This is a genomic window from Terriglobus roseus (assembly GCF_900102185.1).
GTDB lineage: Bacteria > Acidobacteriota > Terriglobia > Terriglobales > Acidobacteriaceae > Terriglobus > Terriglobus roseus_A.
This window is the reverse complement of record NZ_LT629690.1, coordinates 4,423,034-4,447,676: the sequence shown is the minus strand read 5'-3', so window position 1 is coordinate 4,447,676 and position 24,643 is coordinate 4,423,034. Positions and strand designations below refer to the sequence as shown.

Here is a 24,643-nt window from a genome sequence, read left to right as displayed (position 1 = left end):
GACAGACGCGAGGAGCGTGGCCATTTGCCACGCTCCTCGCATTGGTTAGGTTTCCGAACTAACGAAGGAAGGCTTCCGGCAGGCCCCCATCCACAGGGATGAGATGGCCGCTGGTCACCGGAGCCTTGGGGCCACCGATGAAGAGGATAGCTTCTGCGTTGTCCTTCGGATCAATGGGCACATGCGTCAGCGTACGGCGTGCGTAGAACTCGGCCAGCTTGTCACGCAGGTCATCATCGCTATCGTTCTCTTCAAACGCGATGTTGTACTTGGCAAGCGAAGCCTTCACACGATCACGTGGGAACATCGTCGATCCCTTCACAACCGTTGCCGGGCTGATGCCGTTCACGCGAACATCGGGCGAGAAGGTGATGGCCAGTTCACGCACCAGATGGCTGAGTGCCGCCTTGGAGATGTCGTAAACCTCGCTTCCCTTCTTCGGTACCACAGCGTTGGCCGAGCTGGTGAGCACAATGGACGAACCTTGCAGGCCCTGCGCCTTGAAGACCTTGTTGGCTTCGTCGCCCAACAGCCAGTTGGCTGTCACGTTGATCTCCAACGTGGTGCCCCACTGCGCGTCGCTGATGGCGCCCGTAGGAGACGACGGGAAGATGGCCGCGGTGTTCACCAGGATGTCGAGACCACCGAAAGCTGCAACCGCCTTATTCAGCGCCTCGCGGATCTTTTCGCGGTTGCGGATGTCGATGGTGACACCGATGGCCGCTTCCTTGCCACCGATGGCCTGCGCCTCTGCTGCGACCTTGTCCGCGCCTTCCTGAGTCAGGTCGGCAACGACGATGTGTGCTCCACGTTGTGCTGCGAGCAGAACCGTTTCGCGACCGATACCCGAAGCTCCACCGACAACCATCACGATGCGACGGCTCAGCTCCTTCTCAGGTGGCTGACGCTGAATCTTGGCCTCTTCGAGAGCCCAGTATTCAATACGGAAAGCCTCGCTGGGCGGCAGAGCAACATAGTTCTCTTCCGTGGCAAAGGCTGACGTGTCCGCGGCAGGACCGGACTGCGGCAACACCGGCGGGCACTTGCCTTCACCCAGTTGACCGGCGCCGCCCATCACGTGAATGGCGTTGGTGTAGAACTCGCCCGTAATGCGGCTCTCTGCCTTGTTCTTGCCGAAGCTGAACATGCCAACGCCGGGGACCAGGACTACCGTCGGGTTGGGGTCGCGCATCTTGGGCGACTCAGGCAGAGCGTGGTTGGAGTAATACTGCGCATACTCCTTGCGATACGTTTCCAACGTGGAAGCGATGGCCTTCTTCAGACCTTCCACATCGCCACCCTTCACGTCCCACTCCACGTACATGGGGCGAATCTTGGTGCGGATGAAGTGGTCCGGGCAGGAGGTACCCAGGTGCGCCAGCTTCTTTGCGAATTCGGAGTTCACAAACTCCAGCACGTCTTCCTTGTCGCTGAAGGTGCCGATGAGGCGCTGCTTTTGCGAGACACCACCACGGATAATCGGCATCAACTGCGCTGCCAGAGCCTCACGTTCCGCATGGTTCGTGTGCTTCGCTCCACCGAAAGCCGGTGCGCCCTTCTTCAGGTTGTGCGCTTCAATGAACTGGCCGATCTGATCGATGATCGTGACCGTGTTCAGATAGCTTTCACGCTGCGTTTCGCCCCACGTGAACAAACCGTGGCCGCCAAGAACGATGCCGTCACAACCGGGATTGTCCGCGACTGCCTTGACCAGCATCATGCCCAGTTCAAAGCCTGGGCGCTGCCATGGCACCCATACGATCTTGTGGCCGAACTCTGCGTTGAACTGCTCCATCTTTTCCTTGCCGTTGGCGGATGCTGCCAGCGCAATACCCCAGTCAGGATGCAAATGGTCAACGTGCGGGAAGGGCAGATAGCCGTGCAGAGGAGTGTCAATGGACGCAGGCGTGGGATTGTTGTTGAAGGTGCAGAGGGGGTACATGGCCACCATCTCGTCCTCAAGCTCCACGCCGCGGTAGCGCTTGACCAGCGCCAGCAGCTTGTCGAGGTACAGCGTGGCAAAGCCCGCGCGCTTGATGGAACCCAAGTCGCCGCCTGAACCTTTGACCCACAACACCTTCACCGTATCGCCGGTGAGCGGATCGATCTCGTCGAGCTTCGAGGAGGTGTTGCCGCCGCCAAAGTTGGTCAGGCGCAGGTCCGAGCCGAGCAGGTTCGAGCGATAACGGAGCAGTTCCGCAGGATCGAGCTTTGACGCAACGGCGTCGTCCCAGCGGTCTTCCAGAAACTTCAGCTTTGCAGTGCTTTCCATGAGGTCCCTTCTCAACATTCCATGCGCCGTCAGACCGGCAAAGAAGGCCACGCCGTCTTTACCCAAAAGTCCGCGGACGCCGCATCATCGCACAGCGAAAGTGGAGTTGGCCACGGTCGCGGTGTGAATTTTGAATCGTCTCAATTCTACGCGCAAAATTCTGCCGCGCGTCCGAGTGGCCGGACAAATTCCCTGCGCTTTCATGGTGCCAGTGAGCAAGGCCATGCCGTCGCAAAGTACATTGGTTGGCAGAGGAAAGCTGACCGACCATGAAACTTGTTCGTTATGGCCGTCCGGGACATGAGCATCCCGGCATTGTGGCTCCGGATGGAACCGTGCGTGATCTGACCGGCATTGTGCCGGATATTGCTGGCGATACGCTGCGCCCTGAGGCGTTGGCGGAGCTGGCCTCGCTGGATCTGAATCGTCTGCCCGCCGTTGCGGCTGGAACCCGCATGGGTGCCTGTGTGGGGCGCGTGGGCAAGTTCCTGTGCATCGGCCTGAATTACGCCGACCACGCCGCCGAATCGGGCATGGAAGTGCCCAAGGAGCCCGTGCTGTTCATGAAGGCCACATCGTCCATCTGCGGCCCCAACGACGGCATCGTCATCCCGAAGGATTCGGAGAAAACCGACTGGGAAGTAGAGCTGGGTGTGGTCATTGGCCGCGAAGCCCGCTACGTCTCGGAAGCAGATGCTCTGGACTACGTCGCCGGCTACTGCGTGATCAACGATCTTTCCGAGCGCGCTTTCCAACTTGAAGGCACCGGCCAGTGGGTAAAGGGCAAGAGCGCCGATACTTTTGGCCCTATCGGTCCATGGCTAGTGACGAAGGACGAAGTGCCCGATCCGCAAAACCTGAAGATGTGGCTCGAAGTGGACGGCCACCGCTATCAGGATGGATCAACGAAGACGATGGTCTACGGTGTTGCCCATCTCGTCAGCTACCTGAGCAAGTTCATGAGCCTGCAGCCCGGCGACATCATCTCCACCGGCACGCCTCCTGGAGTAGGCCTGGGGCAGAAGCCGCCGGTGTATCTGAAGCCCGGACAAGTGGTGAAGCTGGGCATTGAAGGTCTGGGAACGCAGACCCAGAAGGTCTCGGCTTACAGCGCGTAGTCGATTCGAGACCGACAGCGCTTGAGGACACAGAGAAGGCGCATCGAGCCACAACCGCGATTTCGCATGTGGCTCGATGCGCCTTTTCTTTATTCCTCTTCATCAAGAAGTGCTCCCAATCGATCGAGCTTCTTCTCCCAGAGAGACTTACGTGCAGCCATCCAGTCAGTCGCTGGAGCAAATCCTTTCGCTCGGAGCGAGCAGGTTCGCACACGACCGACTTTTCTGGTGCGGACAAGACCGCTGGCCTCAAGCACCTGAATGTGTTGAACGACCGCCGCAAGGGTCATCTTGAGTGGCTTCGCAAGATCAGAGACCGAAACAGGCCCCTCACTCACGCGTTCGACGATGACCCGCCGGGTCGGATCGCCAAGCGCGTTGAAGACGCGAGCATAGTCGTGTGCGGTTCCCATTTAGCCGTTCCTATCCAATTCTTCACCTAGTTTGTTGAGAATGTCGTTTGTGCCTATTTCGCGTCCGCGACCAGCTTCTGGGTCGTCGAAATAAACACCCTGCTCAGTGAATACAAGCTTTGTGCCCTGTCCTTCTCGAATAAATTCGACGGTGTTCTGCGAAGATGACATGCGATGTTCGCCACAATCCATCGTGTAGACGAAGACGATGCTGTGATTGGGAATGATCCGGTGATAGCGGGTGTCGTTGCGCATCAACTCGCCGCCAGGAACGCGGAAGGTCCACCGCTCGAACTCATCCACTTTGAAATTCATCTCAAAGCTGACGATTTCAAAGTCCTGTCCGTGATGTTTGCGAGCCGCGGAATTCGGATCGCCCTCGCCTCCCATCCAACGCCGCTTCTTTATTGGATCTCGAAATGCATCGAATACCTTTTCCGGCAGATGTGGATAGTGCCTCTCAATGGTGAACGTGCCAAGCGTGATTGTCCGATCATTCATTTCAAACCCTCCTGCATTAGTAAAGTCACTGCTTTACTATTACGCGACACGAGAAATGAATTGTCAAGTTTCTACTTAAGCATTAACGCGACCGTTTATGCGTCTTCTGTCTTGCTCTGACATCTCATTTCGCAGGAGAGAGTATGAGCACACTGATCGTTCCGCCGTTCACAGATCCAGACCTGGCTGCACAGAAGGTGCAGATTGCAGAAGATCTCTGGAATACTCGCGATCCTGAAAGAGTTGCTGCCGCCTACACCGAGGACACGCAGTGGAGAAACCGCACGGAATTTCTGACCGGGCGTCAGGCGGTGGTGGAGTTTCTGCGGCGCAAGTGGAACCGCGAGCTTGGATACAAACTCAAGAAAGAGCTTTGGGGATTTCGGAACAATCGGATGGCCGTGAAGTTTCACTACGAGTGGCACGACGATAGCGGGCAATGGTTTCGTAGCTACGGAAATGAGTTGTGGGAGTTTGCACCATCAGGGCTCATGCAGCGGCGTGAAGCCAGCATCAACGACATGCCGATTCGAGAAGCCGACCGCACACTTCGGTAAAGAGCCGCTCGGCTTTTGCTGCGCTGCGAGGAACTCTGTAACTTTTTGCTGCCCAAAGCTGTCTACTAGATGGATCGGACACCCAGGACCTCGCCGGGATTAGCGTGTCCGATGGAAGGATGAAGGCCAATGTTAAGTTCTTCGCTGCGGAGCAAGTTACGCCTTGGAGTTGTGAGTGCTGCCCTTATGTTGATGGCGAGTACATTTCCCGCGTTCACAACGGCACATGCGCAGGAGCTGGACGCTCCCAGCATTGTGGGCAGCATGCCGCTTCCTTCGCTTGCGAAATCCACAGGATGGATCAACTCTAAGCCACTGACCGCGAATGACCTTAAAGGCAAAGTCGTCCTTGTCGATTTCTGGGACTACTCCTGCATCAACTGCATCCGTGCCGTGCCGTACATCCGCGCCTGGGCAGACAAATATAAAGACAGCGGCCTGGTTGTGATCGGCGTGCACAGCCCAGAGTTCGACGTGGAGAAGCTGCAGCCCAATGTTGAAAAGGCAGTGCAGAAGTTCGGCATTACCTATCCCGTTGCCGTCGATAGCAACTACGCCATCTGGACCGCGTTCCACAACCAATATTGGCCGGCGCATTACTTCATTGATGCGAAGGGCAAGGTTCGCTTCGAACACTTTGGCGAAGGCGAGTACGACCAGTCAGAACGCTGGATACAACAACTGCTGAAAGAAGCAAATGCGAAGTCAATGCCCTCTGGCATTGCGAATGTGCATGGGCAGGGCGTGCAAGCCGCTGCGAACATGGGTGACATCGGATCGCCTGAGACCTACGTTGGATATGCCCGCGCTGCTCATTTTGTGTCACCCGGCGGCATCAAGCACGACACTGACCATCTGTATGCCGAACCCGGCAAGTTGCAATTGAATGATTGGGGTTTGGTGGGCTCGTGGACCGATCATGGCCAGCAGGCATCGCTAAACGCGGCAGGCGGGAAGATTGTCTTCCGTTTCCATGCGCGCGATCTGCATCTTGTTCTTGGCCCTGGTGCTAATGGCAAGCCTGTTCGCTATCGCGTAACGATGGATGGCAAGCCTTTGGGTGCAAACCATGGTGTGGATACGGACGCTCAAGGTAACGGAATGGTGACGGAACACCGGCTGTACCAACTCATCCGCCAAACTGGGGCGCTGTCTGATCACACCTTTGCGATTGAGTTTCTTGACCCTGGCGTACAGGCGTTCTCATTCACCTTTGGATGAAGGCAGCCTCGGTTGCGAGGTATAGCTGGGAGTCTAGCTATACCCAGCCACCATCGACAACGAGGCTTTGGTTGGTGATGGCCGAGCTGTCATCAGCCGCAAGGAACAACACCGTGCGCGCCACGTCATCCGCGTAAAGATGACGTTTCAGAGCCTGTCGTGACATGACTTCTGCTGTGTATTCCGGTGTCATCCACAGGCGCTTCTGTCGTTCCGTAAGGATCGCTCCGGGCAGCACGGCATTCACGCGGATGTTGTCCTTGCCCACCTCATGCGCCAGAGTCCGCGTTAAGCCAACGATCGCAGCCTTTGCCGTAACGTACGCGGGCAGGCCAGTGGATGGAATCATCCATGAGATGGAACTGAGATTGATGATCGATCCGCGCTTCTGATGCTGCATGGACGGCAACACTGCCTGCGACAGGAAGAACTGGTGCCGCAGGTTCACCTGCATGGCTGCGTCCCACATCTCAGGGGTGACGTCTTCAATGCGGTGGCGAGTATCGTTTCCTGCGTTGTTCACCAGCACATCTACGGTGCCGTGTGCTTGCTCAATCTGCGTGGCGACGCTGCGTAGTGCTGCGATGTCTGAGAGATCGCAGTGATAGTACGTGGGCTTCGCGTGACCTGCGGAAACAATACGTTCGATGAGTGCGTGCCCCGCCTCATCCTGAATATCCAGGAACGCTACACGTGCTCCTTGTGCAGCGAATGCCTCCACAATGCTTTCACCAATGCCGCTGGCACCACCGGACACAATGACAGAGCGGTTACGAAGACTTGGATAGATGGCGAGCGTAGCAGTTTCCATTGCCGTCCATTCTAAGGAAGCGAATGTTATTACTGCACATCGATAACGGCTACTTCAAATGGTTCTAGTTCAATTTCTTTGCCGCCAACAGCCTTCGTCGCAGGTGGATTGTCGCCTGTGCTGGGTGCAACGTATGTGACGGATTTTGCAGTATTCGTGCCGAGCTTGAAGGTCTGAGCAACAGCGCGTCTGTTCAGCACCAGAATCTTCTTACCGCGTGGAGTCACGAATGCCTGCGCAGTCATGTTGTTACCTGGGCTGGTATTAGCAACAAGTTTGTCACCTGGGCCAAAGTTGTCATGCAACAGCTTCAGCGTCCAGAACCGCGCGTTTGGCTGCGCCGTGTTGTAGTCCATCATGCTGACCGAGGGATATTGCGTGGGGTATCCCACAAGTTGCGATTCGCCCACAACATCAATGCCCAGCTGCGCCAGTTTTATGTAGAGATGCGCATAGAGCGCGGATGCAAGGTTCCAGTAGCCTTCGGGCTCCGGAACACTGCCACGCCCCTGATTGCTATCGTCGTCCGTGGGCAGGATCACGCCGAGTTCGTTCAGATCGCTCTTGGTATCGGGCATCATGCGATGCTTGATCTGCTCAATGAACCGCACACCAGTTAGAAAACCATCGGCTTGATCGAAGAATGTATATTGCATGGCCGCAATCGGCTCGCCCTTGGGTGGTGTGGCGTAAAAGTGGTAGCTAATGAAGTCCACCGTTGAGCCGGGCTTGTGGTTCTTGGGATTCAGAAAGTACTCCCACATAGGGCCGTCTTCGCGAGGCGCGGAAGCTGCAATCGCCACGAATTTGAGGTCGGGCTGCACCTTGCGCATGGCCTCTGTCACAACATCGAAGAACTTGGTGTATTCCTCGGGTGTCCAGTGGTGTTCGGATTCAACTTCGTTCAGCAGCTCCCAATAGGCCACTTTGTAGTGGTGGCCGCTGGCGTGCCATTTACCGTTCTCGTCGGTAAGGCCACCTTTGGTGTACCAGCTCAAAAGGCGCACGTAGTAATCCGCAGCCTGTTTGTAGGTGGGGTCAACGATCTCCGTTCCCTGCGTGTAGCCCCAGAAAACCTGGTTGGGATCAGCCGGGTACGTCACGGGTTTGTCCGTCTTCCACATCCATGCAGGCATGGTGCTGAAGTTCAGCATGACGCTATGCCCTGCGGTGGCCTGCATAAAGTCATCCAGCGTGGGGTCAATGTACTGAAAATCCCAGCTTGTCCGTTCCTTCGTAGGCGGATCAAGCTCGGCCACCGCCTGCCTGGGATAAGGAAGCCACGGAACATAACGCACGTAATCCGCGCCGAGCAGCTTCAATGCGGCAAAGGAGCCATCGTGCAGCTTTGCGCCGCGTAGCAGTTGTGGATTCACAACCACTTGCAGTGTTGGCGTGGCGCGCGACACGGAAACTGTCTTCGCCCAATCCACACGTACTGCCGGGGCTGCAGGCAGTTGTTGCGCGTTTGCAAGCAAAGGAATGGCTCCAAGGCTGACGGCCAAAACAGAAATCCAGTGGTGGATACGCATCCATCTCTCCTTCGCTGCAAGCAAATACCGTGTCCATGAAACGCCATGAGCCTAACGTGCCTCTCAGGTGTGCGCAAGTTGCAAACGGGAGGCCGTAGCCGCCTGACACACTCCGGTAGTAGCATGGCTGGTGAAAGATTCTGTTCGGACTGAATCGTTTCATATCAGGGAAAAACTGCCTTGCGCATTCATTTGTTCATTGCCTGCTACAACGACACGCTGTTCCCACGCACGGGCATGGCCGTGGTCAACCTGCTGGAGCGCCTGGGCCACGAGGTGGTTTTTCCCACCAGCCAGACCTGCTGCGGCCAGATGCACTACAACACCGGCTACCACGCTGAGGCGTTGCCCATTGTGCGAAAGCTGCTGCATGAGTTTCTGGATGCGGAGACCATCGTTGTTCCCAGCGCAAGCTGCGTGGCCATGATGCGCGACCACTATGAACTGATGGCGCACGATGCGAACGACCTGCACATGATGGGCGACGTGAAGAGCTTTCTGCCGCGTGTGTTTGAGTTCAGTGAACTGATTACGGACAAGCTGGGACTGACTGATGTGGGCGCGTATTTTCCGCATCGTGTGACCTATCACCCAAGCTGCCACTCTCTGCGATTGCTCAACGTAGGAGATCGTCCCATTCGTTTATTGCAAGGTGTGGAAGGCCTTGAGTACACGCCGATGGAAGGCAGCGATCAGTGCTGCGGTTTTGGCGGCACCTTCGCTGTGAAGAATGCGGAAGTGTCTTCAGCCATGCTAGCGGACAAGATCGGCTGCGTGAAGAAATCGAATGCAGAGTTTGTCGCAGCGCTGGATAACTCGTGCCTGATGCAGATTGACGGTGGCCTACATCGCGAGATGGACTCGCACGACCGCATTCGTCCAGTCCATCTCGCAGAGATTTTGAACAGCACACGCAAGAATCCGTTGACCGCTGAAGCACTGGCATGGGAAGGAGCCACCGCATGAGCGTTCGCGTAGGACACACGGCGGAGAAACCCGCATTCCCTATCCTTGCGCATGAGTTGCTGCAGGACGACCAGACACGGCGCAACGTACGCCATGCCACCAACGTCATCCGCAACAAACGTGCGTTGCGCGTGGAAGAGATGCCGGACTGGCAGGATCTGCGCACATCCGCGCATGCGATCAAGACACATACACTGTTGCACCTGCCGCACTATCTGGAAGAGTTTGAGCGCAACTGCGTTCGTGCGGGTGGGCAGGTGCACTGGGCGCGCGATGCCGATGAAGCGAACACCATCGCCATCCGCCTGATTCGCAAAGCAGCGGAGCGACTGGCTGTGGAGCATCCTGAGGTCATCAAGGTGAAGACCATGACCTCCGACGAGATCGGGATGAATCGCGCGCTGGAACGCGAAGGCATCACGCCGTGGGAGACCGATCTAGCCGACATGATTGTGCAGATGGGCAAGGATGAGCCATCGCACATCGTTGTTCCTGCGCTGCACAAGAATCGCCATCAGGTGCGTGAACTGTTCCTGCAGAACATGGGGCTCACGGAACTTGGCACTGAGGCTGAAGATTTAACAGGAGCAGCGCGTCATTATCTGCGCAAGAAGTTTTTAGAAGTAGGCATTGGCATCAGCGGCGCGAACTTTGCGATTGCAGAGACTGGCGGCGTCTGCGTCGTTGAGAGCGAAGGCAATGGACGCATGTGCGTCACCATGCCGAAGACGCTGATCACACTTATCGGCATTGAGAAGGTGATCCCTAAGTTCGATGACCTGGAAGTGTTCCTGCAACTGTTACCGCGCTCTGCGACGGGCGAGCGCATGAATCCGTACAACAGCATCTGGACGGGCGTAACGCAGGGTGATGGACCGCAGCAGTTTCACGTAATCCTGCTGGACAACGGCCGCACACGGATGATGGCTAACGTGCGTGAACGCGAGACGCTGAACTGCATCCGCTGTGGCGCATGTTTGAACCAGTGCCCGGTGTATCGCGAGACAGGTGGCCATGCGTATGGCTCGATATACTCAGGCCCCATTGGCGCAATTCTTTCGCCTCAGTTGAATGGCATGAAGTATTCGCGTTCACTGCCATACGCTTCGTCACTATGCGGCGCGTGCTATGAAGTATGCCCGGTGAAGATCAATATCCCGGAGACGCTGATTCATCTGCGTGGCAAGATCGTTGCGCAGGATCAGAACACACTCACCGGTAAGCTCTCGCAGGAGAGTATGGGCATGAAGATGGCCGCGCATCTCTTCGAACATCCGAAACAATACGAAGCTGCCCAGCGCCTTGCACGTACAGGACAAGGTCTGTTTGAGAAAGATGGCAAGCTGGTGAACCTGCCCGGCATGGCTGCAGGATGGACGCAGTATCGCGACCTGCGCGCATTACCGAAGCAGAGCTTCCGCGAGTGGTGGAAGCGCAGCCATACCAGCGGAGATGGTAGCAATGGAGTGGGCGATGAGTGATGACGCACGTTTTACCGTACTGGATACGATTCGCCGCCAGCTCGCCGCTGATCCTGATGTGGAGACGCTGATCGACGATTCTCCGGAAGAAGCGTACGCACGCATTCCACGCACATATCAGCGCACCTCGAAGCTGAATCGTGAAGAGACGTTGGAGCTTTTCTACGACCGGCTGCGCGATTACGATTCGGAACTTGTCTTCACCGACGAAGCAGGTATCGCAAACGCTGTTGCCCACGCCATGCGCGAGGCGAACGAAACACTTCTTCTTGTACCTGCGGGGGTTCCTGAAGAGTGGCTGCCGCAGAACGATGTGGAAGTCCGCCGCGATTTCGATCTGCCTTTGCAGCCGCTGGAAGAACCTCGCGTTGTACTTACGCCTTGCACAGTGGCCATTGCAATGAGCGGCACCATCATCCTGGAACATGGCGAGGAACAGGGCCGTCGCGCTGCAACGCTGCTACCTGACCATCACATCTGCGTGCTGTGGCGCGACCAGGTGGTGGAGACGATTGCAGAAGCGCTGCAACGCATCACGCATCGCACCTCGCCCATCACCACCATCGCAGGGCCATCCGCCACGAGCGACATTGAGATGACACGCATCCGCGGCGTACACGGCCCGCGGCGATTGACGGCCATCATCCTGTAAAACAATGGGCATGAGATTCCGCCGCCTGCTGCCGTTGCTGTTCGCCGTAGCACTTCCTGCGCAACAACCGGCTACACCGCCAGGCGGTGCGCCCGTGCCGTGGGAGACCATCTCCATCCATGTCACAGACCCGGCACATGCTGACAATGGCTTCGAACACAACGTGGCGAATGGTTTATCGCAACATGCCATGACCATAAACTTCTTCATTGCGGCGGCATATACCTTCACAATCTTTCCCACGAAAGACCTGATTGAGGGGCTTCCTGACTGGGCGAAGGATACGAAGTATGACGTGGAAGCGCGCGTGGCCCCGGAGGATGCGGCGGCATACAAGAAGCTTACGAGCCTCTCCATTCCAGATACCGCTAGGGCATTTGCCACGCAGCAGTACACCGGCGAAATGCTGATGGACCAGGCGCTACTAGAAGACCGCTTTCATATAAAGATGCACACCGAACTGCGGGAACGCAATGTGTTCTTGCTGACGGTGGCAAAGGGCGGCATAAAGATGAAAGCAGCCGCGGACCCAGCCCATGGTTCTGCGATCTTTGATGCTGGCCATACCTCCGGGAGAGGCATTGGCCATATCTCCGGAAAAGGTATCCCGGTCTCGTTTATAGGCAACATACTGAGCATGCCTGCGGGCGGCATAGTGGTGGATCAGTCAGGCGATGTCGGACAATACGATTTTGAACTGCATTTCGCTCCGCAGAATATGGATACAGCAGCTGCCGGCGCCAGCAACGATCCGGATTTCTTTACCGCTATTCAGGAGCAGCTTGGACTGAAACTAACGCGCGGTAAAGCACAGGTTCCGGTAGTCGTGATTGACCACATCGAAAAGCCTTCCGACAACTAGCTACCAATCGAAGAGAAACAACGACACACTTTGCGCAGGCAGTGCAACGGCCATGGTTAGCTTTGCATTCTTTACCGTGACACGATGCGGGGGGCCCATCGATTGAAGACCATCGACAGACTTCAGCTTGCGGAGCTGATCCGGTGTGGGATGAGCAGGAGAGCCAAGCTGCTGCCACACGGTGTAGGCGTTGCTGTGCATGCTGTCAATGCGATATTCCGTTACGCGCACGGCATGTACTGCGCTGGACAATTGCGCGATCGTGAGTTGGACTGATGCTGTCGTTGTAGATGCCGCAGCGTCGTTGTAATTCCACAGCATGGTGGCAGCGCTGTGAGAATCTCGGGTAGCCATGGCTGCAATGTCGGAATTGCCACGGACTCCATCGGCAAGAGCTTTATCCAGCGCAACTTCAGCGCTGCTGGTTGCTGTCACACGTGTGCCGTTCATCTTCGCAGCCATGCGGAAGAAGTTCAGGATCGGTTTATCGACACCGTTAGTAGAAAGATCGCGGAAGCCTTCAAACGAGTCGCGGTTCTCAAACTCGAACGACCAACTCAACATACTGATGAGGTTGACGCCATGCTTATCTGCAAGGTCGAAGAGCCGCTTGTACGCCGCTGCTGTATAGGCAGGGTATAGCGTGCCATTGCGATAGTTATTCGCAGGATTCACCTTGCTGGAACACGCCGCACAACCCTCCGGATCAGCCTCCGAAAGAATGATGGGCAATGGCTTGAACTGCGGATAACTTGCGATCAGTGAGAAGCCGCGGTCCACATCGCGTAGTTCGCTGCGAATGCCCATGGTGACTTCACCATTCTGAATAACCGGCTGTCCCTTTGCGTGAAAGCTGATGAACTGCAGCGGGATTACCTTACCATCGGCTGCGCTACGATCATCGCGCACGTGATCGAGAAATCCCTTGAGAAATGCGTAAGCTTTATCGGAGCGCGGACCAGTCGTCGCGGGGCCACCAACAATCGCATTCGGAAGAGCAGCACGCACGCCGGCCACGGCATAGTCATACAACTTGAAATAGTCCTGCGGTGTTCCGTGCCAGTAATCAATGTCTGGTTCGTTCCATACCTCGAAGTACCATTGCTGCACGGTGTCACGGCCATAGCGCTGCACAAGATGCTCGGTGACGGTGCGACACAACTCACCCCACTTCACATAATCCTTCGGAGGATTATTGCTGCGACCGCTGATGGTGCTGGCCGGATAGTGCACCTGGTAGGCTTCGGGGCGTCCCGGCACATCTGCTGCAAGGTCCTTCGGCATGAAGCCAAGCTCCACCATGGGCCGCACACCCGCGTCGCGATACGCGTCGAAGATACCGTCGAGCAATGTGAAGTTGTACACCGGCTTTCCCTGCGCATCTTCGCTATAGACGCCAGTGGAACTCCACTTCAGTTCCGGGACACCGTTTCCGCTTGTCAGCAGGTGATGAGCGCGGATCGTAACTGGCACAGGGCTGAGATCGTGAAGCTCCTTCATCAAAGCGCGACCGTCGTGCATCGTGGTGAAGTTCGCTTCGTCGTACCCGAACCACGCGTAAATCGGCTTGTACGTACCTAAGGGCTTGTCGAGATTCACCGTGATGTTTACCTGCTGCGCGGTGTCTGCAGGCAACGCGTGCTGCGCAACAGCAGAAGGTGCAACAGCAAACAATCCAGCTACGACGCACAAAGCCCAGCTCACACACTTGCGATTCACGACACCACTCCCGGAGTGAAGACTTAGACAGCAAGCCTACTACTGCGTGAATCGGTTGTGTATGAACGTCCCCTCAGCGAAGACGTTTGCATAACGTTAGGTGGCAGCCTTATCTTCATAGAACCCATGACAACCCCTTCACAACGCATTTCTGCTGATACCTGGGCCGTGCTGCTTGCGCTGGTTCTGGCTCTACTGGTGCGCTTCGGCCTTCTCAACGTTGTGCCCTGGTAAAGGTTCAGGAGACCACTCATGTCCAATACTCGTACGGTTCCTGATACCTCTGCTTCCTCTGGTGCGCTCGTAGACCTGCTGCGCACGTTACCCGGCGTTCTGTTGCTGTTTGTTGTGGGCTATGCAGGAAAGTTTCTGGAGCAGTTCATTGCTCGCTACGGCAAAGCGCATCATCTTGTACTGCCGAACATTGAGTATGTGTTGTGGGCGATCCTGATCGGTCTGTTGATTTCCAACACTGTTGGCGTGCCAAAGATCTTCCGCAGCGGTGTGGCCACGTATGAGTTCTGGCTGAAGCTCGGCATCGTGCTGTTGGGTGCGCGCTTTCTGATGGGCGACATTCTGAAGCTTGGCGGTATCGCGCTCGCTCTGGTGTTCGTGGAGATTATCCTCGCGCTTGCTTTTATGACATGGCTAGGCAAACGTTTCCGGCTTGCTCCCAAGCTGATTTCACTGCTGTCCGTAGGTGCTTCCGTATGTGGCGTCTCCGCCATCATTGCCACGCAAGGTGCGATTGATGCGGATGAGGAAGACTCGTCGTACGCCATTGCCGCGATTCTCGCACTGGGTGCGGTGTCGTTATTTCTGTTCCCTCTCATTGGCCACGCGCTGCACCTGAGCGATCAGGCATATGGCGTATGGACCGGACTTGCCGTCGACAACACTGCAGAAACCGCCGCAGCAGGTGCGCTGTATTCCGATGCCGCTGGTAAGGTCGCTGTTCTTGTGAAGACATGCCGCAATGCCATGATCGGTTTTGTTGTGCTTGGCTACGCCATCTACTGGGCGTCAAAGGGACAGGCTTCAGGCGTAGAAAACAAAGCTGCGTTTCTATGGAAGAAGTTCCCGAAGTTCGTCCTTGGATTTCTACTGATTTCCACGTTGGCCAGTGTGAACTTCTTTTCCAAGACAAACCTTCTGGCACTTGGCAATCTTTCGCGGTGGGCATTTCTACTTACGTTCGCTGGAGTGGGATTACGCACCAGCTTCCGCGATCTGAGCAAGCAAGGTGTTCGCCCACTGATGGTGGGTGTTATTGGCGAAGTAGTGATTGCAGTGATGACTCTGGCGTTGGTGTGGGGCGCGGATCGCGCCTTTCATCTCTAGCGAAAATTCATCTTCCACTCGGTTGAAAATCTGCGCGGAATGTTTTGAATCTGCGCTACACTTCGCGCAGATTCCAACATTTCAGACTGAGGTTGCCGCTATGGCAACGCTTCCCGCCATCGCGCCTGGAACACCTGCCCGCCGTCTGCGACCGCATCATTATCTCTGGATAGTGTTGGGGTTGATGGGACTCAGCGTTCTGGCTTACACCGACTATCCAACCTTCCTCGGTTCGGATCCGCTTCATGCACGTGCACGTTTTCTGAAAGAACTTGCGATCCTAATCCCGCATGCCGTGTGCGGTGTAACAGCAACAGTGTTAGGTCCGTTTCTTTTCTCCACGCGTTTTCGACAGCGCCATTTATTGCGCCATCGAGTAATGGGTCGTGTGTATGTAATCTGCATCGCAGTCGCGGCACCCACGGCATATCTTCTGGAACCGAACATTGCGAATGGTGTGGGCGGATTACTGTGGGCAGCATGCACGTTTGCTGCATACCAAACTGCGCGCAACCGACAGATACAGGCGCACCGGCAATGGATGGTGCGGTCTTACCTGTTTACGCTGAACTTCATCTTTACGCGCGTGGCCAATCCGATACCCGCGTGGGTGCACCTTAGCGATGAGCGATTCTTCCTGATCCTCATAAGCCTCTTTGCGGCTTATCTATTCTTCCCGGACATCTACTTCAACTGGCGTGAACTCACGACAAGGCGTAAAGCAGCTGTTTGATGAGTCGCTGAAACCAGCGAATGCTTGAGATCACTCAGGCGTTCTTGGCGAGCATCTTCGTGAAGTAGAAGGTCATGTGCGTTTTGCCCGTGTTGACGATCCCATGCAGCACGTTGGCTTCGGCGTACATCATGTCGCCGGGGCCAACGTGGGTGGTGACACCATCCACCACGATCTCGCCAGTGCCTTCCGCAATGATCACCAGTTCTTCTTCGGGGTGACGGTGTGGCGGATGCGGGCGTGCACCCGGTTCCAGTGTGACCAATCCCGATGCCAGAGCTGCGAGCTGTTTCGTCGGGCCGTTGAAGTGTGTCTTCGCCTTCGCGCCAGGACTATCGCCAGTGGCTTGCAGACTAGAGGATTTCACCACGGAACTCTTGAGCGCTGGACCAGTGCGCACTGTATCTACGTGCGTAATGCCCTGTGAATGCTGAACGAGAGCAGAGGGCAACACGCCAGCCGCTCCCAGAAAGTCTCTCCTGTTCATTCCCTCTCCTGACGACAATTGGGTTCGTTACACGAGCACCAGCATACGACGCTACTTGTCGAAGGTGCGCAACCAGATGTCTCGGACGCTGATCTTGCAGGGTTGGGACTCGATCTCGAAGCCGATGTTACCGATCTGATTGTTGGCGTCGTTCGGGTTGTCGTCGATGAAGATGGCCATCAACTGGCCGTTCATGATGTGCATCATCACGCCGCCGCGCGCAATGATTTCATAATCGTTCCACTCGTTGGTGCGCACGTACCCACCCAGGCCCTGGCGGTCGCCGATGTTGGCTACAAGGCGGTTTCCGTCGCCGGGGAGTGCCTGGGTTACCTGGCCCCGGTAGGCCAGGATGCCCTGCATGGTGTTCTCGGAGTACCACTGGCCGGTGTGCTGCTGCGCGGCTCTCCCCACAGGGAACCAGAAGTCGGCCTGCGGGCCGGTAAGTAGCCACTTGGTGGGTGTGCCGTTGGGGCCTGCGGCGGCTGGTTGCGGGCGTGTCCATGGGGTTCCGGCGTGGGAGCGGTACTGGATGCCGCCTCCGCCGCCCTTCTCTATCTTCATCTGGAGCTTCAGGTCGAAGTCTTTGGTCTTCTTGTCGGTGTAAACGATGTAGCTGTTGCCGCGCGGCTTGTCCTGCAGCGTCTCGCCGATCATGATGCCGTCTTCCACGCGCCAGATGGTGGGGTCTCCATCCCATCCCTTGAGTGAGGCGCCGTCGAAGATCTGGGTGTAACCGGTGTGCGCGTCGATGTCGTAGGGCAACGGCTCATGGAACTTCGGCATGCCGATCAGGGTTTCGCCGTGTGGGCCGGTGACGGGCGGACGCGTTGGTTGCGATTCCAGTTCCTTCGGTACAGATTGCGCGGCGATGGAAACGGAAGTTGCGAGAAACAGAATGGCGATGGCAGTGCGCATGGGTACCCCCTCCCCCCTGTTTTTCTAAAATCGTCTTTCTAAACGATTTACGCCGGAGGGCGGGCGTAAAATCGTCTTCCCATTGGGGTTACGGGCAAAATCTTCATTCCATTGGAGTTACGCGCATGAGTGGGACCCAGCTTGGGAGTTTCAGGAGGGTCTTCTTCTATGGTACGTACACCTCAGACGGAAAACATGCCACGTCTAATTGATTGATTCAGAAAGAGTTGCAAAAGAAGGGGCTTGACAGATTTCTGCCAAGCCCCCGAGGAGTTACGACGTGAATGGTTAGAACGTTCCCTTGATGGCGAACTGCAGGCTGCGGTTATCCATCGAGGTGCCGGTAATCTTGCCAACCGAGGTACCGGTGGCAATTGCACCCGAAGGGTTGGAGAAGATGCCGTGGTTGATTACGTTATAAGCTTCGACGCGGAACTGCATGTTGAACCGCTCATAGACCTTGAAGTTCTTGATCGCCGAGAGGTCGAAGGACACCGTGCCGGGACCGCGGCCGGTGTTACGGGTGACCCAGCCCTGAAGGAATGGCTGAGGACGAGTTGCAGAGCAATAGCTGGTGCTGGTGGTGCAGTTCACCGCTACAGCCTGTCCGTTGGAAGCGGTGCCGGTGCAGTTTGCGCCGGGCGCGCAAACTGTGGCTGTATTGGGATCCTGCGAGTACGCAGTCGGATCAAACCAGCTGCTGATGCCGCGGTTTGAGCCTTTGAAGGAGCTGGCGATCGTGCGGCCTGGCGCGAGGAAAGCGCGGCAGGTGTTGTAGGAGGCGAAGCTGCAGCCCGAACCCGTGATGTTGAACGGGTAGCCCGTACGGAGCTGAATAGCGGGCTGGAAGCTCCATCCGCCAAGGACGGCAGTAGCAACCTTACCCTGAAGGAATTCCTTACCCTTGCCGAACGGAAGTTCGTATCCGCCCGAAATTACAGCGCGGTTGCGAACGTCGAAGTTCGAGTAGGAGTGATCGAATGCGGTGGTGGTGGCGTACGACGAGTCGTTTGCACCAGCCTCACCCGAGATGTTGTCGAGGTTCTTGGACCACTGGTAGCTGCCGAGGTAGTAGAGGCCATTGCTCTGGCGCTTTTCCACCTTGATGGAACCACCGTTGAAGTTGGCTGCACCCAGAGTGGAGCTGGTCAGGATTCCGTTGCCGAACTTCGGGTTGGCGCGGGTACAAACGGAGATATTCGCCGGGACGACGAACGGATACTGCTGACACATGTTCTGGTCATACCGCTTCCACATGTGGTGCGAGTTGCTGCCGGTGTAGGCCAATTCCATCAAGAGTCCATGGCCGAGATCCTGCTGCAGACTGGCGTTCCATTCCTGGGTGAGCGGCTGCTTGTTGAATGGGAAGATCGAGAACGGCGAAGGAATCTGCGTCGTTGTGAGCGGATCCGGATAGAGCTGATTGGTAGTTACGTTGCTGAACGCCTGCTGGAAGTACAGCGGAGCTGCATACCGTGTGAACTGCAGTTCGTTGGTGTTCAGGTTGTCGAAGTAGATACCGTAACCGGCGCGGACGACAGTTCCGGGATGCATTTCATACGCGAGACCGACGCGAGGCATGAAACCCTTTTTGAAGGGCTGGATGATGCCAGGCTGATACGTGTGCTGTGTGTCGATGATGCCGGCATTCAAATACGCCTGAGGAATGTTTGCCGGGAGCTTGCTAAAGGTAACCAAGTGAGTGGTTGGATCGAGTGATCCTTCCAAACCATTCTGCTCGTGGAAGGGCTGGTTGTATTCCCAACGGAAACCGAGGTTTGCGGTCAACTTGGGAGTGATCGTCCAGATATCGCTGACAAAGACGCCGTAGGTGTTGTCGCGATAGTGGCCGAGCGTGGTGCCAGCGTTACCGTTGCAACCCGAAGTACACATGCCGCGAGCGTAGTTCTGGAATTTGTTATAGAGGTACCAGACACCATTCAACTGATAGCCCTTGTTGCCTACGGCGCAGTTGCCGCCGGTTGCGCCGCCGCCAGTGTCGTTCGGGCTGGTGGGCGTATAGCCAGCGTTATAGGTTGCCGTGGTGCAGTTGTCGAAGGTTGCAGCGCCGCGAGAGTTGTTATCGGCAATCTGCCACAGACGGCGGTTCTGGAACTGGAAGCCGGCTTTGAGCGTGTGCTTACCGAGTACATCCGAAATCGAGTCACCGATGCTCAGCACATTTTCGTGACCACCCTGATCGCCCGATCCGTCACCTACGTTGCCGAAGCTGGCGATGCCGAAACTAGCACGACCATTCTGACGTGGAGACGTGAGAGCTGTGACGTTAGTCAGACCTTCCGCTGACGCCCAGTTACCGTTGGGACCAGCGCTCTGCAACACACCAAGAGTGATGTTGTAGAACTCATTCCAACCGATACGGACTTCGTTCACGATCTTGTTTGTGATGAGGTACGTGTCACCGAGTACTGCGTTACGGCCGAGCAGAGGATTCGAGGTCGAGCTGCCGGTAGCCGTCGGGGTGATCTGGCTGGCGTTGTAGTTTGCGTAACGTCCGAAGAGCGAGTTCTTTGAGGTGACGTTCCAGTCGCCGCGAACCGTGTACGAATCATAGTTGTCAGTGAACGGCAACGTGAGACCGTAGTTTGAACTACCGTTGATCGTCAACGCATCCGAGTTCAGTACTGGATAGGTTGGGTTCAGGACTTGCGCGACCTTGTTGGTTACGGTGAAACCGGCCGGATTGGCCTTGTTATAGGCAAAGCCGCCATTGTTTCCGGGAAGGGCCTGGCTGCTATTAGCTTCCCATGTACCGTTCAACTCGTTCTGCGTTGGGAACAAGGCCGTGTAAAGGTTCTGTTTCGACGAGCGCTGACCTTCATAACCGCCAAAGACGAAGAGATGGTCCTTGATGATTGGGCCACCAAAGGTGCCACCAAACTGCCAACGATGGAAGTCTGGCTTAGGCCCGGTAGACGCTGGCTGGAAGTAGTTACGCGCGTCGAAGATACCGTTACGTGCAAACAGGTAGCCCGATCCGTGAATGCTGTTGGTACCAGACTTGGTGACCATGGAGACGACTGCCTGGCCCTGACCATACTCCGTGGAGAAGGTTGAGCGGAGGAGGTTGAACTCCTGCAGGGTATCCGTGTTCGGCAGCAGCGACATGTTGTTGAAGCGAACGGAACGCACATACGTGCCGTCGAGCACGTAGTTGGTCGAGTTACCGCGACCACCGTCTACCGTGATGTACAAGTTACGGGATGACGAGGCGGTACCGGTCTGCGCGGCTGAACCACCCTGCTGGCCGCTCTGCGGCGGCGAAACGCCCGGGGCCAGTGTGGCGAGCTGCAACACGTTACGGCCGTTCAGTGGGAGGTCGTTGATCTGCTTCTGGTCGATGACCTGGCCAACTGTGGCTTCCTGTGTCTGGAGCTGTGGCGGAAGGGTGCTGACCTCAACCGTTTCGTTGGTGCCACCGACGGCGAGCGTTACGGAACCATTGGCAGTTTGGCCGATCTGAACATCCAGGGACGGGATGACGGAAGTCTTGAAGCCGTCCTTTTCCACGCGGATGCTGTAGTTGGCCGGAGGCAGATTGGGAATGGACCAGTCGCCAGAGCCGTTGGACTTGGTGGTACGTTCGGCCTTAGTGCCGTTGTTAATGAGATGGATCGTGGCTCCCGGAACCTTTGCGCCGGTTGCGTCCGTAACGGTACCAGCAGCGTCTGTGGATGCAGATGCCTGGCCCCATGCGGAAGGTGCGCCTACGGAAAGCACGGCGACGGGAGCGGCCGCCAGCATAAGGGCGAACGCACTGCGCCGGAACGTACGCAGGATGGCGTTATGGGAGATCGGATTCAAGGTGGACTCTTTCGTCGTTCCGGAGTCCGGTGCGGGGACGCAGGGTCCTATGTTCTTGTGTGGTCCATGCATGGTGATGTGGCCTCTCCGTGTACAGCACTATGACAACGTTTACGCGGATGGTTCGATCAGTCCTGAGACGTTTCAAAATCCGCGATATTTTTTTGCCGCTGGAGCGCCGCCCGATGCACCTGTCCCCCATTAGCTCAGGAGGCTTTCAGTGCAAATAAACAGAGCTCTCTTCGACGGCGGGACTTATATCACACCGAAATGAAGAAAAGAAACATGCTTTTTACACGTTTTTTAGAGGGGTTCTTCCGAGCGAAACCTTTCGTAGGGGAAGCACGGAAAGCATGTGGCCGTTTTGTCGACAAAAGACCTGAATCGAATCAAATCTGTCCAGAGGTCGGACCAGCCAATTTCAAAGGATCAGCACCGCGCGGACGTCGTTCACGTTGGTCAACGTAGGGCCGGTGATGACCAGATCATCGATCGTGGCGAAGAACGAATAGCTGTCGTGACGACGTAAAAAATCTGCCGCGATGGCGGATGCGTCCTTTGCACGGACGAGGGTTTCGGGGGTGACGATGGCGCCAGCGGCATCGTCTGAGCCGTCGATGCCGTCGGTGTCGCCTGCGATGGCGTAGGTGCCCGGTGCTCCCTTAAGGGCGATGGCCAAGGAGAGCAGGAACTCGGTGTTTCTGCCGCCTCGGCCGGGTTTCTCGCGGCCCAGCGTTACCGTGGTTTCGCCGCCGGAGAGCAGCACAGCGGGTTTGGCGATGGGGTGTCCGTAGTGGCGCACGGACGCGGCGATGCCTGCCATTACGGTGCCGAGCTGCGCGCTTTCTCCTTCGATGGCGTCGCCCAGGATCAATGGGTTCCAGCCGAACTCCTTTGCTTTAGCGGCTGCGGCCTGGAGGGCCTGGAGCGGGGAGGCGATCATGCGGACGTCTGCCTCGAAACTTTTGGGGACTTCTTCGCTTTGCGATTCGAGCACGCGAAGGACACTTGCCGGGACTTCCATGTTGAATTCACGGATGATGCGTAGCGCGTCGGCGGCAGTGGTGGCGGAGGGGACGGTGGGACCGGAGGCGATGATCGCCGGGTCGTCGCCGGGGACGTCGCTGATGACGAGTGTGACCACGCGGGCGGGTGCGGCGGCCTGCGCCAGCTTGCCGCCCTTGATGCGGGAGAGCGCTTTGCGCACGGTGTTCATGGCATGGATGGGGGCTCCGGATGCGAGGAGTGCTGCGTTGACTGCTTGCTTGTCTGCGAGGGTGATGCCTTCTACGGGGAGTGTTAACAAGGCTGATCCCCCTCCGGAAATGAGCGCCAGGACGAGGTCGTCGGGCGACAGATTTTGGACGGCGGCGAGGATGTCTTCGGCGGCCTGCATCCCGGCTGCGTCGGGTACGGGGTGCGATGCTTCCACGATGCGGATGTGGCGCGTGGGAACGGCGTGGCCGTAGCGGGTGACCACTACGCCTTCCATGGGAACCTGCGGCCATGCCTCTTCTACGGCAGCTGCCATGGCGGCCGAGGCTTTGCCTGCTCCCACGACGATGCACCGGCCTTTGGGCGGTTCGGGCAGAGAGGATGCGAGGACGACGTGAGGATTGGCGGCCGCTACTGCAGTGTCAAACAGGGAACGGAGTTGCTGGCGGACGACGGCTTCCTCATGGGCAGGCATGGTTCCATGATCCACCATAGTTTTCACAAAAATCTGTTGTGTTTGTATCGAAACGTTTTTGGGAGGATGATGGTATGGCCCGCGTGACGGCGAGCTTGCCGCCGCGAATATTCCAGGAGGACCACCACGATGCCCCTGCTGCACGACGACCGCCTTTTTCCGGCAGACCCGACCACTCGTTCCATTGCGCAACGTTTGTTTGCAACGGTGCGCGATCTGCCGATCGTAAGCCCGCATGGACACACACAGGCCGGCTGGTTCGCCACGAACGACGCCTTCCCTGATCCTTCGAAGCTGTTCATCCAGCCGGATCATTATGTTCACCGCATGCTGTACAGCCAGGGCGTGAAGCTGGAAGACCTGGAGATTGGCAAGGCGGTCATTGAGAATCCGCGCAAGGTTTGGAAGATTTTCGCGGACCACTACTATCTGTTTCGCGGAACACCTTCACGCCTGTGGTTGGACTATGCGTTCCAGGAGCAGTTTGGTCTGACGGAGCGCCTGTCTTCAAAGACTGCGGATCTGTATTACGACACCATTGCTGAGAAGCTGCAGACGCCCGAGTTTCGTCCGCGCGCTTTGTTTGAGAGCTTCAAGATTGATGTGCTGGCGACCACTGACTCTGCCATTGATCCCCTGACGGATATTCAGACGCTGCGCAAGGGTGATTGGAAGAGACGCATTGTTCCTACGTTCCGACCAGATTCGGTTGTGGATCCTGAGTTTGCTGGCTTCCGCGAGAACATTGCCAAGCTGGGCGAGATCACTGGCGAGAATACGGAGACGTGGGAAGGCTATTTGAATGCACTACGCAATCGTCGTGCGTTCTTTAAATCGTTGGGAGCGACGGCTACCGATCATGGGCATCCGACGGCACGTACTGCGGACCTTGATCCGGAAGAGTGTGCGCAGCTTTTCGACGTGATTTTGAGCGGCGAAGCGGATGAGGATGATGAAGAAGTCTTCCGTGCGCAGATGCTGACGGAGATGGCGCGCATGTCTGTCGAAGACGGGCTCGTCATGCAGATTCACCCAGGCAGCATGCGCAATCACAACCAGATTCTCTTTGAGAAATTTGGTCGCGACATGGGTGCGGACATCCCGACTGCCACCGACTACGTGCATGCGCTGCAGCCGATGCTGGACCTGTTTGGCAATGAGGCGAACCTGACGGTGATCCTGTTCACGCTGGATGAGACCGCTTTCAGCCGTGAGCTTGCACCGCTGGCCGGACACTATCCTGCGCTGCGTTTGGGACCGCCGTGGTGGTTCCACGATAGCCCGGAAGGCATGATGCGTTTCCGCGAGACAGCTACGGAGACCGCAGGCTTCTACAACACGGTTGGCTTCAACGATGACACGCGTGCGTTCCTGAGCATTCCGGCACGGCACGACGTGGCTCGTCGCATCGATTGCGCTTTCCTGGCACGGCTGGTAGCGGAACATCGCATTGAAGAGGATGAGGCGTTTGAGCTGGCGCAGGACCTGACGGTGAACCTGGTGAAGAAGGCTTACCGTTTGTAGATTTGTCTTTCGCAATGCAA

Annotated in this window: 20 protein-coding genes; 10 read left to right on the top strand and 10 right to left on the bottom strand. The window is 56.8% G+C overall.

Annotated features, from left to right (window positions below; genetic code table 11):
• Window positions 1–58: 58 nt before the first annotated feature.
• Window positions 59–2,272 carry a bifunctional rhamnulose-1-phosphate aldolase/short-chain dehydrogenase gene (locus tag BLT38_RS18545; protein ID WP_083346518.1) on the bottom strand — a complete coding sequence of 738 codons (2,214 nt, stop codon included), beginning with the start codon at window positions 2,270–2,272 and terminating at the stop codon, window positions 59–61.
• A gap of 269 nt (window positions 2,273–2,541) precedes the next feature.
• On the opposite strand from BLT38_RS18545, the gene BLT38_RS18535 reads away from it, so the two are divergent.
• Complete coding sequence (locus BLT38_RS18535; RefSeq protein WP_083346516.1) at window positions 2,542–3,390, top strand: fumarylacetoacetate hydrolase family protein; 849 nt, start codon at window positions 2,542–2,544, stop codon at window positions 3,388–3,390.
• Window positions 3,391–3,479: 89 nt separating this feature from the next.
• Here BLT38_RS18535 and BLT38_RS18530 read toward each other — a convergent pair whose 3' ends face one another.
• Window positions 3,480–3,803: an ArsR/SmtB family transcription factor gene (locus BLT38_RS18530; protein WP_047491052.1), complete on the bottom strand. Its 324-nt coding sequence runs from the start codon at window positions 3,801–3,803 to the stop codon at window positions 3,480–3,482.
• Complete coding sequence (locus BLT38_RS18525; protein ID WP_083346515.1) at window positions 3,804–4,304, bottom strand: SRPBCC domain-containing protein; 501 nt, start codon at window positions 4,302–4,304, stop codon at window positions 3,804–3,806.
• A 143-nt stretch (window positions 4,305–4,447) separates the two neighbouring features.
• On the opposite strand from BLT38_RS18525, the gene BLT38_RS18520 reads away from it, so the two are divergent.
• Together BLT38_RS18520 and BLT38_RS18515 are read left to right on the top strand one after the other, a co-directional pair.
• Window positions 4,448–4,861, top strand: a complete 414-nt coding sequence (locus BLT38_RS18520; protein WP_083346514.1) for a nuclear transport factor 2 family protein — start codon at window positions 4,448–4,450, stop codon at window positions 4,859–4,861.
• Between the two features lie 171 nt (window positions 4,862–5,032).
• The gene (locus BLT38_RS18515) at window positions 5,033–6,082 is read left to right on the top strand and encodes a thioredoxin family protein (RefSeq protein WP_231966618.1); all 1,050 of its coding nucleotides are present in this window, start codon (window positions 5,033–5,035) and stop codon (window positions 6,080–6,082) included.
• Between the two features lie 37 nt (window positions 6,083–6,119).
• On the opposite strand, the gene BLT38_RS18510 is transcribed toward BLT38_RS18515, so the two are convergent.
• Window positions 6,120–6,893: an SDR family NAD(P)-dependent oxidoreductase gene (locus tag BLT38_RS18510; protein ID WP_083346512.1), complete on the bottom strand. Its 774-nt coding sequence runs from the start codon at window positions 6,891–6,893 to the stop codon at window positions 6,120–6,122.
• A gap of 29 nt (window positions 6,894–6,922) precedes the next feature.
• On the bottom strand, window positions 6,923–8,425 hold the full coding sequence (locus BLT38_RS18505; protein ID WP_083346511.1) for a glycosyl hydrolase family 39: 1,503 nt from the start codon (window positions 8,423–8,425) through the stop codon (window positions 6,923–6,925).
• Between the two features lie 180 nt (window positions 8,426–8,605).
• Here BLT38_RS18505 and BLT38_RS18500 point away from each other — a divergent pair, with 180 nt between their 5' ends.
• The 4 genes from BLT38_RS18500 to BLT38_RS18485 are packed head-to-tail and all read left to right on the top strand — an operon-like array spanning window position 8,606 to window position 12,386.
• On the top strand, window positions 8,606–9,391 hold the full coding sequence (locus BLT38_RS18500) for a (Fe-S)-binding protein (protein ID WP_083346510.1): 786 nt from the start codon (window positions 8,606–8,608) through the stop codon (window positions 9,389–9,391).
• On the top strand, window positions 9,388–10,872 hold the full coding sequence (locus BLT38_RS18495; RefSeq protein WP_083346509.1) for a LutB/LldF family L-lactate oxidation iron-sulfur protein: 1,485 nt from the start codon (window positions 9,388–9,390) through the stop codon (window positions 10,870–10,872). The genes BLT38_RS18500 and BLT38_RS18495 overlap by 4 nt, the downstream gene beginning before the upstream one ends.
• Window positions 10,865–11,524 (top strand): LutC/YkgG family protein, encoded by a 660-nt coding sequence (locus BLT38_RS18490; protein WP_172838348.1) that lies wholly within the window; start codon window positions 10,865–10,867, stop codon window positions 11,522–11,524. The genes BLT38_RS18495 and BLT38_RS18490 overlap by 8 nt, the downstream gene beginning before the upstream one ends.
• A gap of 10 nt (window positions 11,525–11,534) precedes the next feature.
• Complete coding sequence (locus BLT38_RS18485) at window positions 11,535–12,386, top strand: TIGR03435 family protein (RefSeq protein ID WP_172838347.1); 852 nt, start codon at window positions 11,535–11,537, stop codon at window positions 12,384–12,386.
• On the opposite strand, the gene BLT38_RS18480 is transcribed toward BLT38_RS18485, so the two are convergent.
• Window positions 12,387–14,105, bottom strand: coding sequence for a GH39 family glycosyl hydrolase (locus tag BLT38_RS18480; RefSeq protein ID WP_231966617.1), 1,719 nt, complete (start codon window positions 14,103–14,105; stop codon window positions 12,387–12,389).
• Window positions 14,106–14,357: 252 nt separating this feature from the next.
• On the opposite strand from BLT38_RS18480, the gene BLT38_RS18475 reads away from it, so the two are divergent.
• Together BLT38_RS18475 and BLT38_RS18470 are read left to right on the top strand one after the other, a co-directional pair.
• Window positions 14,358–15,446 carry a YeiH family protein gene (locus tag BLT38_RS18475; protein WP_083346505.1) on the top strand — a complete coding sequence of 363 codons (1,089 nt, stop codon included), beginning with the start codon at window positions 14,358–14,360 and terminating at the stop codon, window positions 15,444–15,446.
• A 100-nt stretch (window positions 15,447–15,546) separates the two neighbouring features.
• A complete protein-coding gene (locus BLT38_RS18470; protein WP_083346504.1) occupies window positions 15,547–16,179 on the top strand; it encodes a DUF2306 domain-containing protein in 633 nt (210 codons plus the stop codon).
• Window positions 16,180–16,213: 34 nt separating this feature from the next.
• Here BLT38_RS18470 and BLT38_RS18465 read toward each other — a convergent pair whose 3' ends face one another.
• The 4 genes from BLT38_RS18465 to BLT38_RS18450 all read right to left on the bottom strand — a co-directional run bounded on the left by BLT38_RS18465 (window position 16,214) and on the right by BLT38_RS18450 (window position 23,099).
• A complete protein-coding gene (locus BLT38_RS18465; RefSeq protein WP_083346503.1) occupies window positions 16,214–16,666 on the bottom strand; it encodes a cupin domain-containing protein in 453 nt (150 codons plus the stop codon).
• Between the two features lie 51 nt (window positions 16,667–16,717).
• Window positions 16,718–17,584, bottom strand: coding sequence for a 3-keto-disaccharide hydrolase (locus tag BLT38_RS18460; RefSeq protein ID WP_083346502.1), 867 nt, complete (start codon window positions 17,582–17,584; stop codon window positions 16,718–16,720).
• A 288-nt stretch (window positions 17,585–17,872) separates the two neighbouring features.
• A complete protein-coding gene (locus BLT38_RS18455; RefSeq protein ID WP_231966616.1) occupies window positions 17,873–21,409 on the bottom strand; it encodes a TonB-dependent receptor in 3,537 nt (1,178 codons plus the stop codon).
• 421 nt (window positions 21,410–21,830) lie between these two features.
• Window positions 21,831–23,099: a glycerate kinase type-2 family protein gene (locus tag BLT38_RS18450; RefSeq protein ID WP_083347191.1), complete on the bottom strand. Its 1,269-nt coding sequence runs from the start codon at window positions 23,097–23,099 to the stop codon at window positions 21,831–21,833.
• A gap of 129 nt (window positions 23,100–23,228) precedes the next feature.
• On the opposite strand from BLT38_RS18450, the gene uxaC reads away from it, so the two are divergent.
• The gene (gene uxaC, locus BLT38_RS18445; protein WP_083346500.1) at window positions 23,229–24,623 is read left to right on the top strand and encodes a glucuronate isomerase; all 1,395 of its coding nucleotides are present in this window, start codon (window positions 23,229–23,231) and stop codon (window positions 24,621–24,623) included.
• Window positions 24,624–24,643 lie beyond the last annotated feature (20 nt).

Coding starts and splice junctions, on each gene's coding strand:
- BLT38_RS18545 (WP_083346518.1), bottom strand. CDS start 2,272: ATGGAAAGCACTGCAAAGCTGAAGTTTCTGGAAGACCGCTGGGACGAC.
- BLT38_RS18535 (WP_083346516.1), top strand. CDS start 2,542: ATGAAACTTGTTCGTTATGGCCGTCCGGGACATGAGCATCCCGGCATT.
- BLT38_RS18530 (WP_047491052.1), bottom strand. CDS start 3,803: ATGGGAACCGCACACGACTATGCTCGCGTCTTCAACGCGCTTGGCGAT.
- BLT38_RS18525 (WP_083346515.1), bottom strand. CDS start 4,304: ATGAATGATCGGACAATCACGCTTGGCACGTTCACCATTGAGAGGCAC.
- BLT38_RS18520 (WP_083346514.1), top strand. CDS start 4,448: ATGAGCACACTGATCGTTCCGCCGTTCACAGATCCAGACCTGGCTGCA.
- BLT38_RS18510 (WP_083346512.1), bottom strand. CDS start 6,893: ATGGAAACTGCTACGCTCGCCATCTATCCAAGTCTTCGTAACCGCTCT.
- BLT38_RS18505 (WP_083346511.1), bottom strand. CDS start 8,425: ATGCGTATCCACCACTGGATTTCTGTTTTGGCCGTCAGCCTTGGAGCC.
- BLT38_RS18495 (WP_083346509.1), top strand. CDS start 9,388: ATGAGCGTTCGCGTAGGACACACGGCGGAGAAACCCGCATTCCCTATC.
- BLT38_RS18490 (WP_172838348.1), top strand. CDS start 10,865: ATGAGTGATGACGCACGTTTTACCGTACTGGATACGATTCGCCGCCAG.
- BLT38_RS18485 (WP_172838347.1), top strand. CDS start 11,535: ATGAGATTCCGCCGCCTGCTGCCGTTGCTGTTCGCCGTAGCACTTCCT.
- BLT38_RS18475 (WP_083346505.1), top strand. CDS start 14,358: ATGTCCAATACTCGTACGGTTCCTGATACCTCTGCTTCCTCTGGTGCG.
- BLT38_RS18470 (WP_083346504.1), top strand. CDS start 15,547: ATGGCAACGCTTCCCGCCATCGCGCCTGGAACACCTGCCCGCCGTCTG.
- BLT38_RS18465 (WP_083346503.1), bottom strand. CDS start 16,666: ATGAACAGGAGAGACTTTCTGGGAGCGGCTGGCGTGTTGCCCTCTGCT.
- BLT38_RS18460 (WP_083346502.1), bottom strand. CDS start 17,584: ATGCGCACTGCCATCGCCATTCTGTTTCTCGCAACTTCCGTTTCCATC.
- BLT38_RS18450 (WP_083347191.1), bottom strand. CDS start 23,099: ATGCCTGCCCATGAGGAAGCCGTCGTCCGCCAGCAACTCCGTTCCCTG.
- uxaC (WP_083346500.1), top strand. CDS start 23,229: ATGCCCCTGCTGCACGACGACCGCCTTTTTCCGGCAGACCCGACCACT.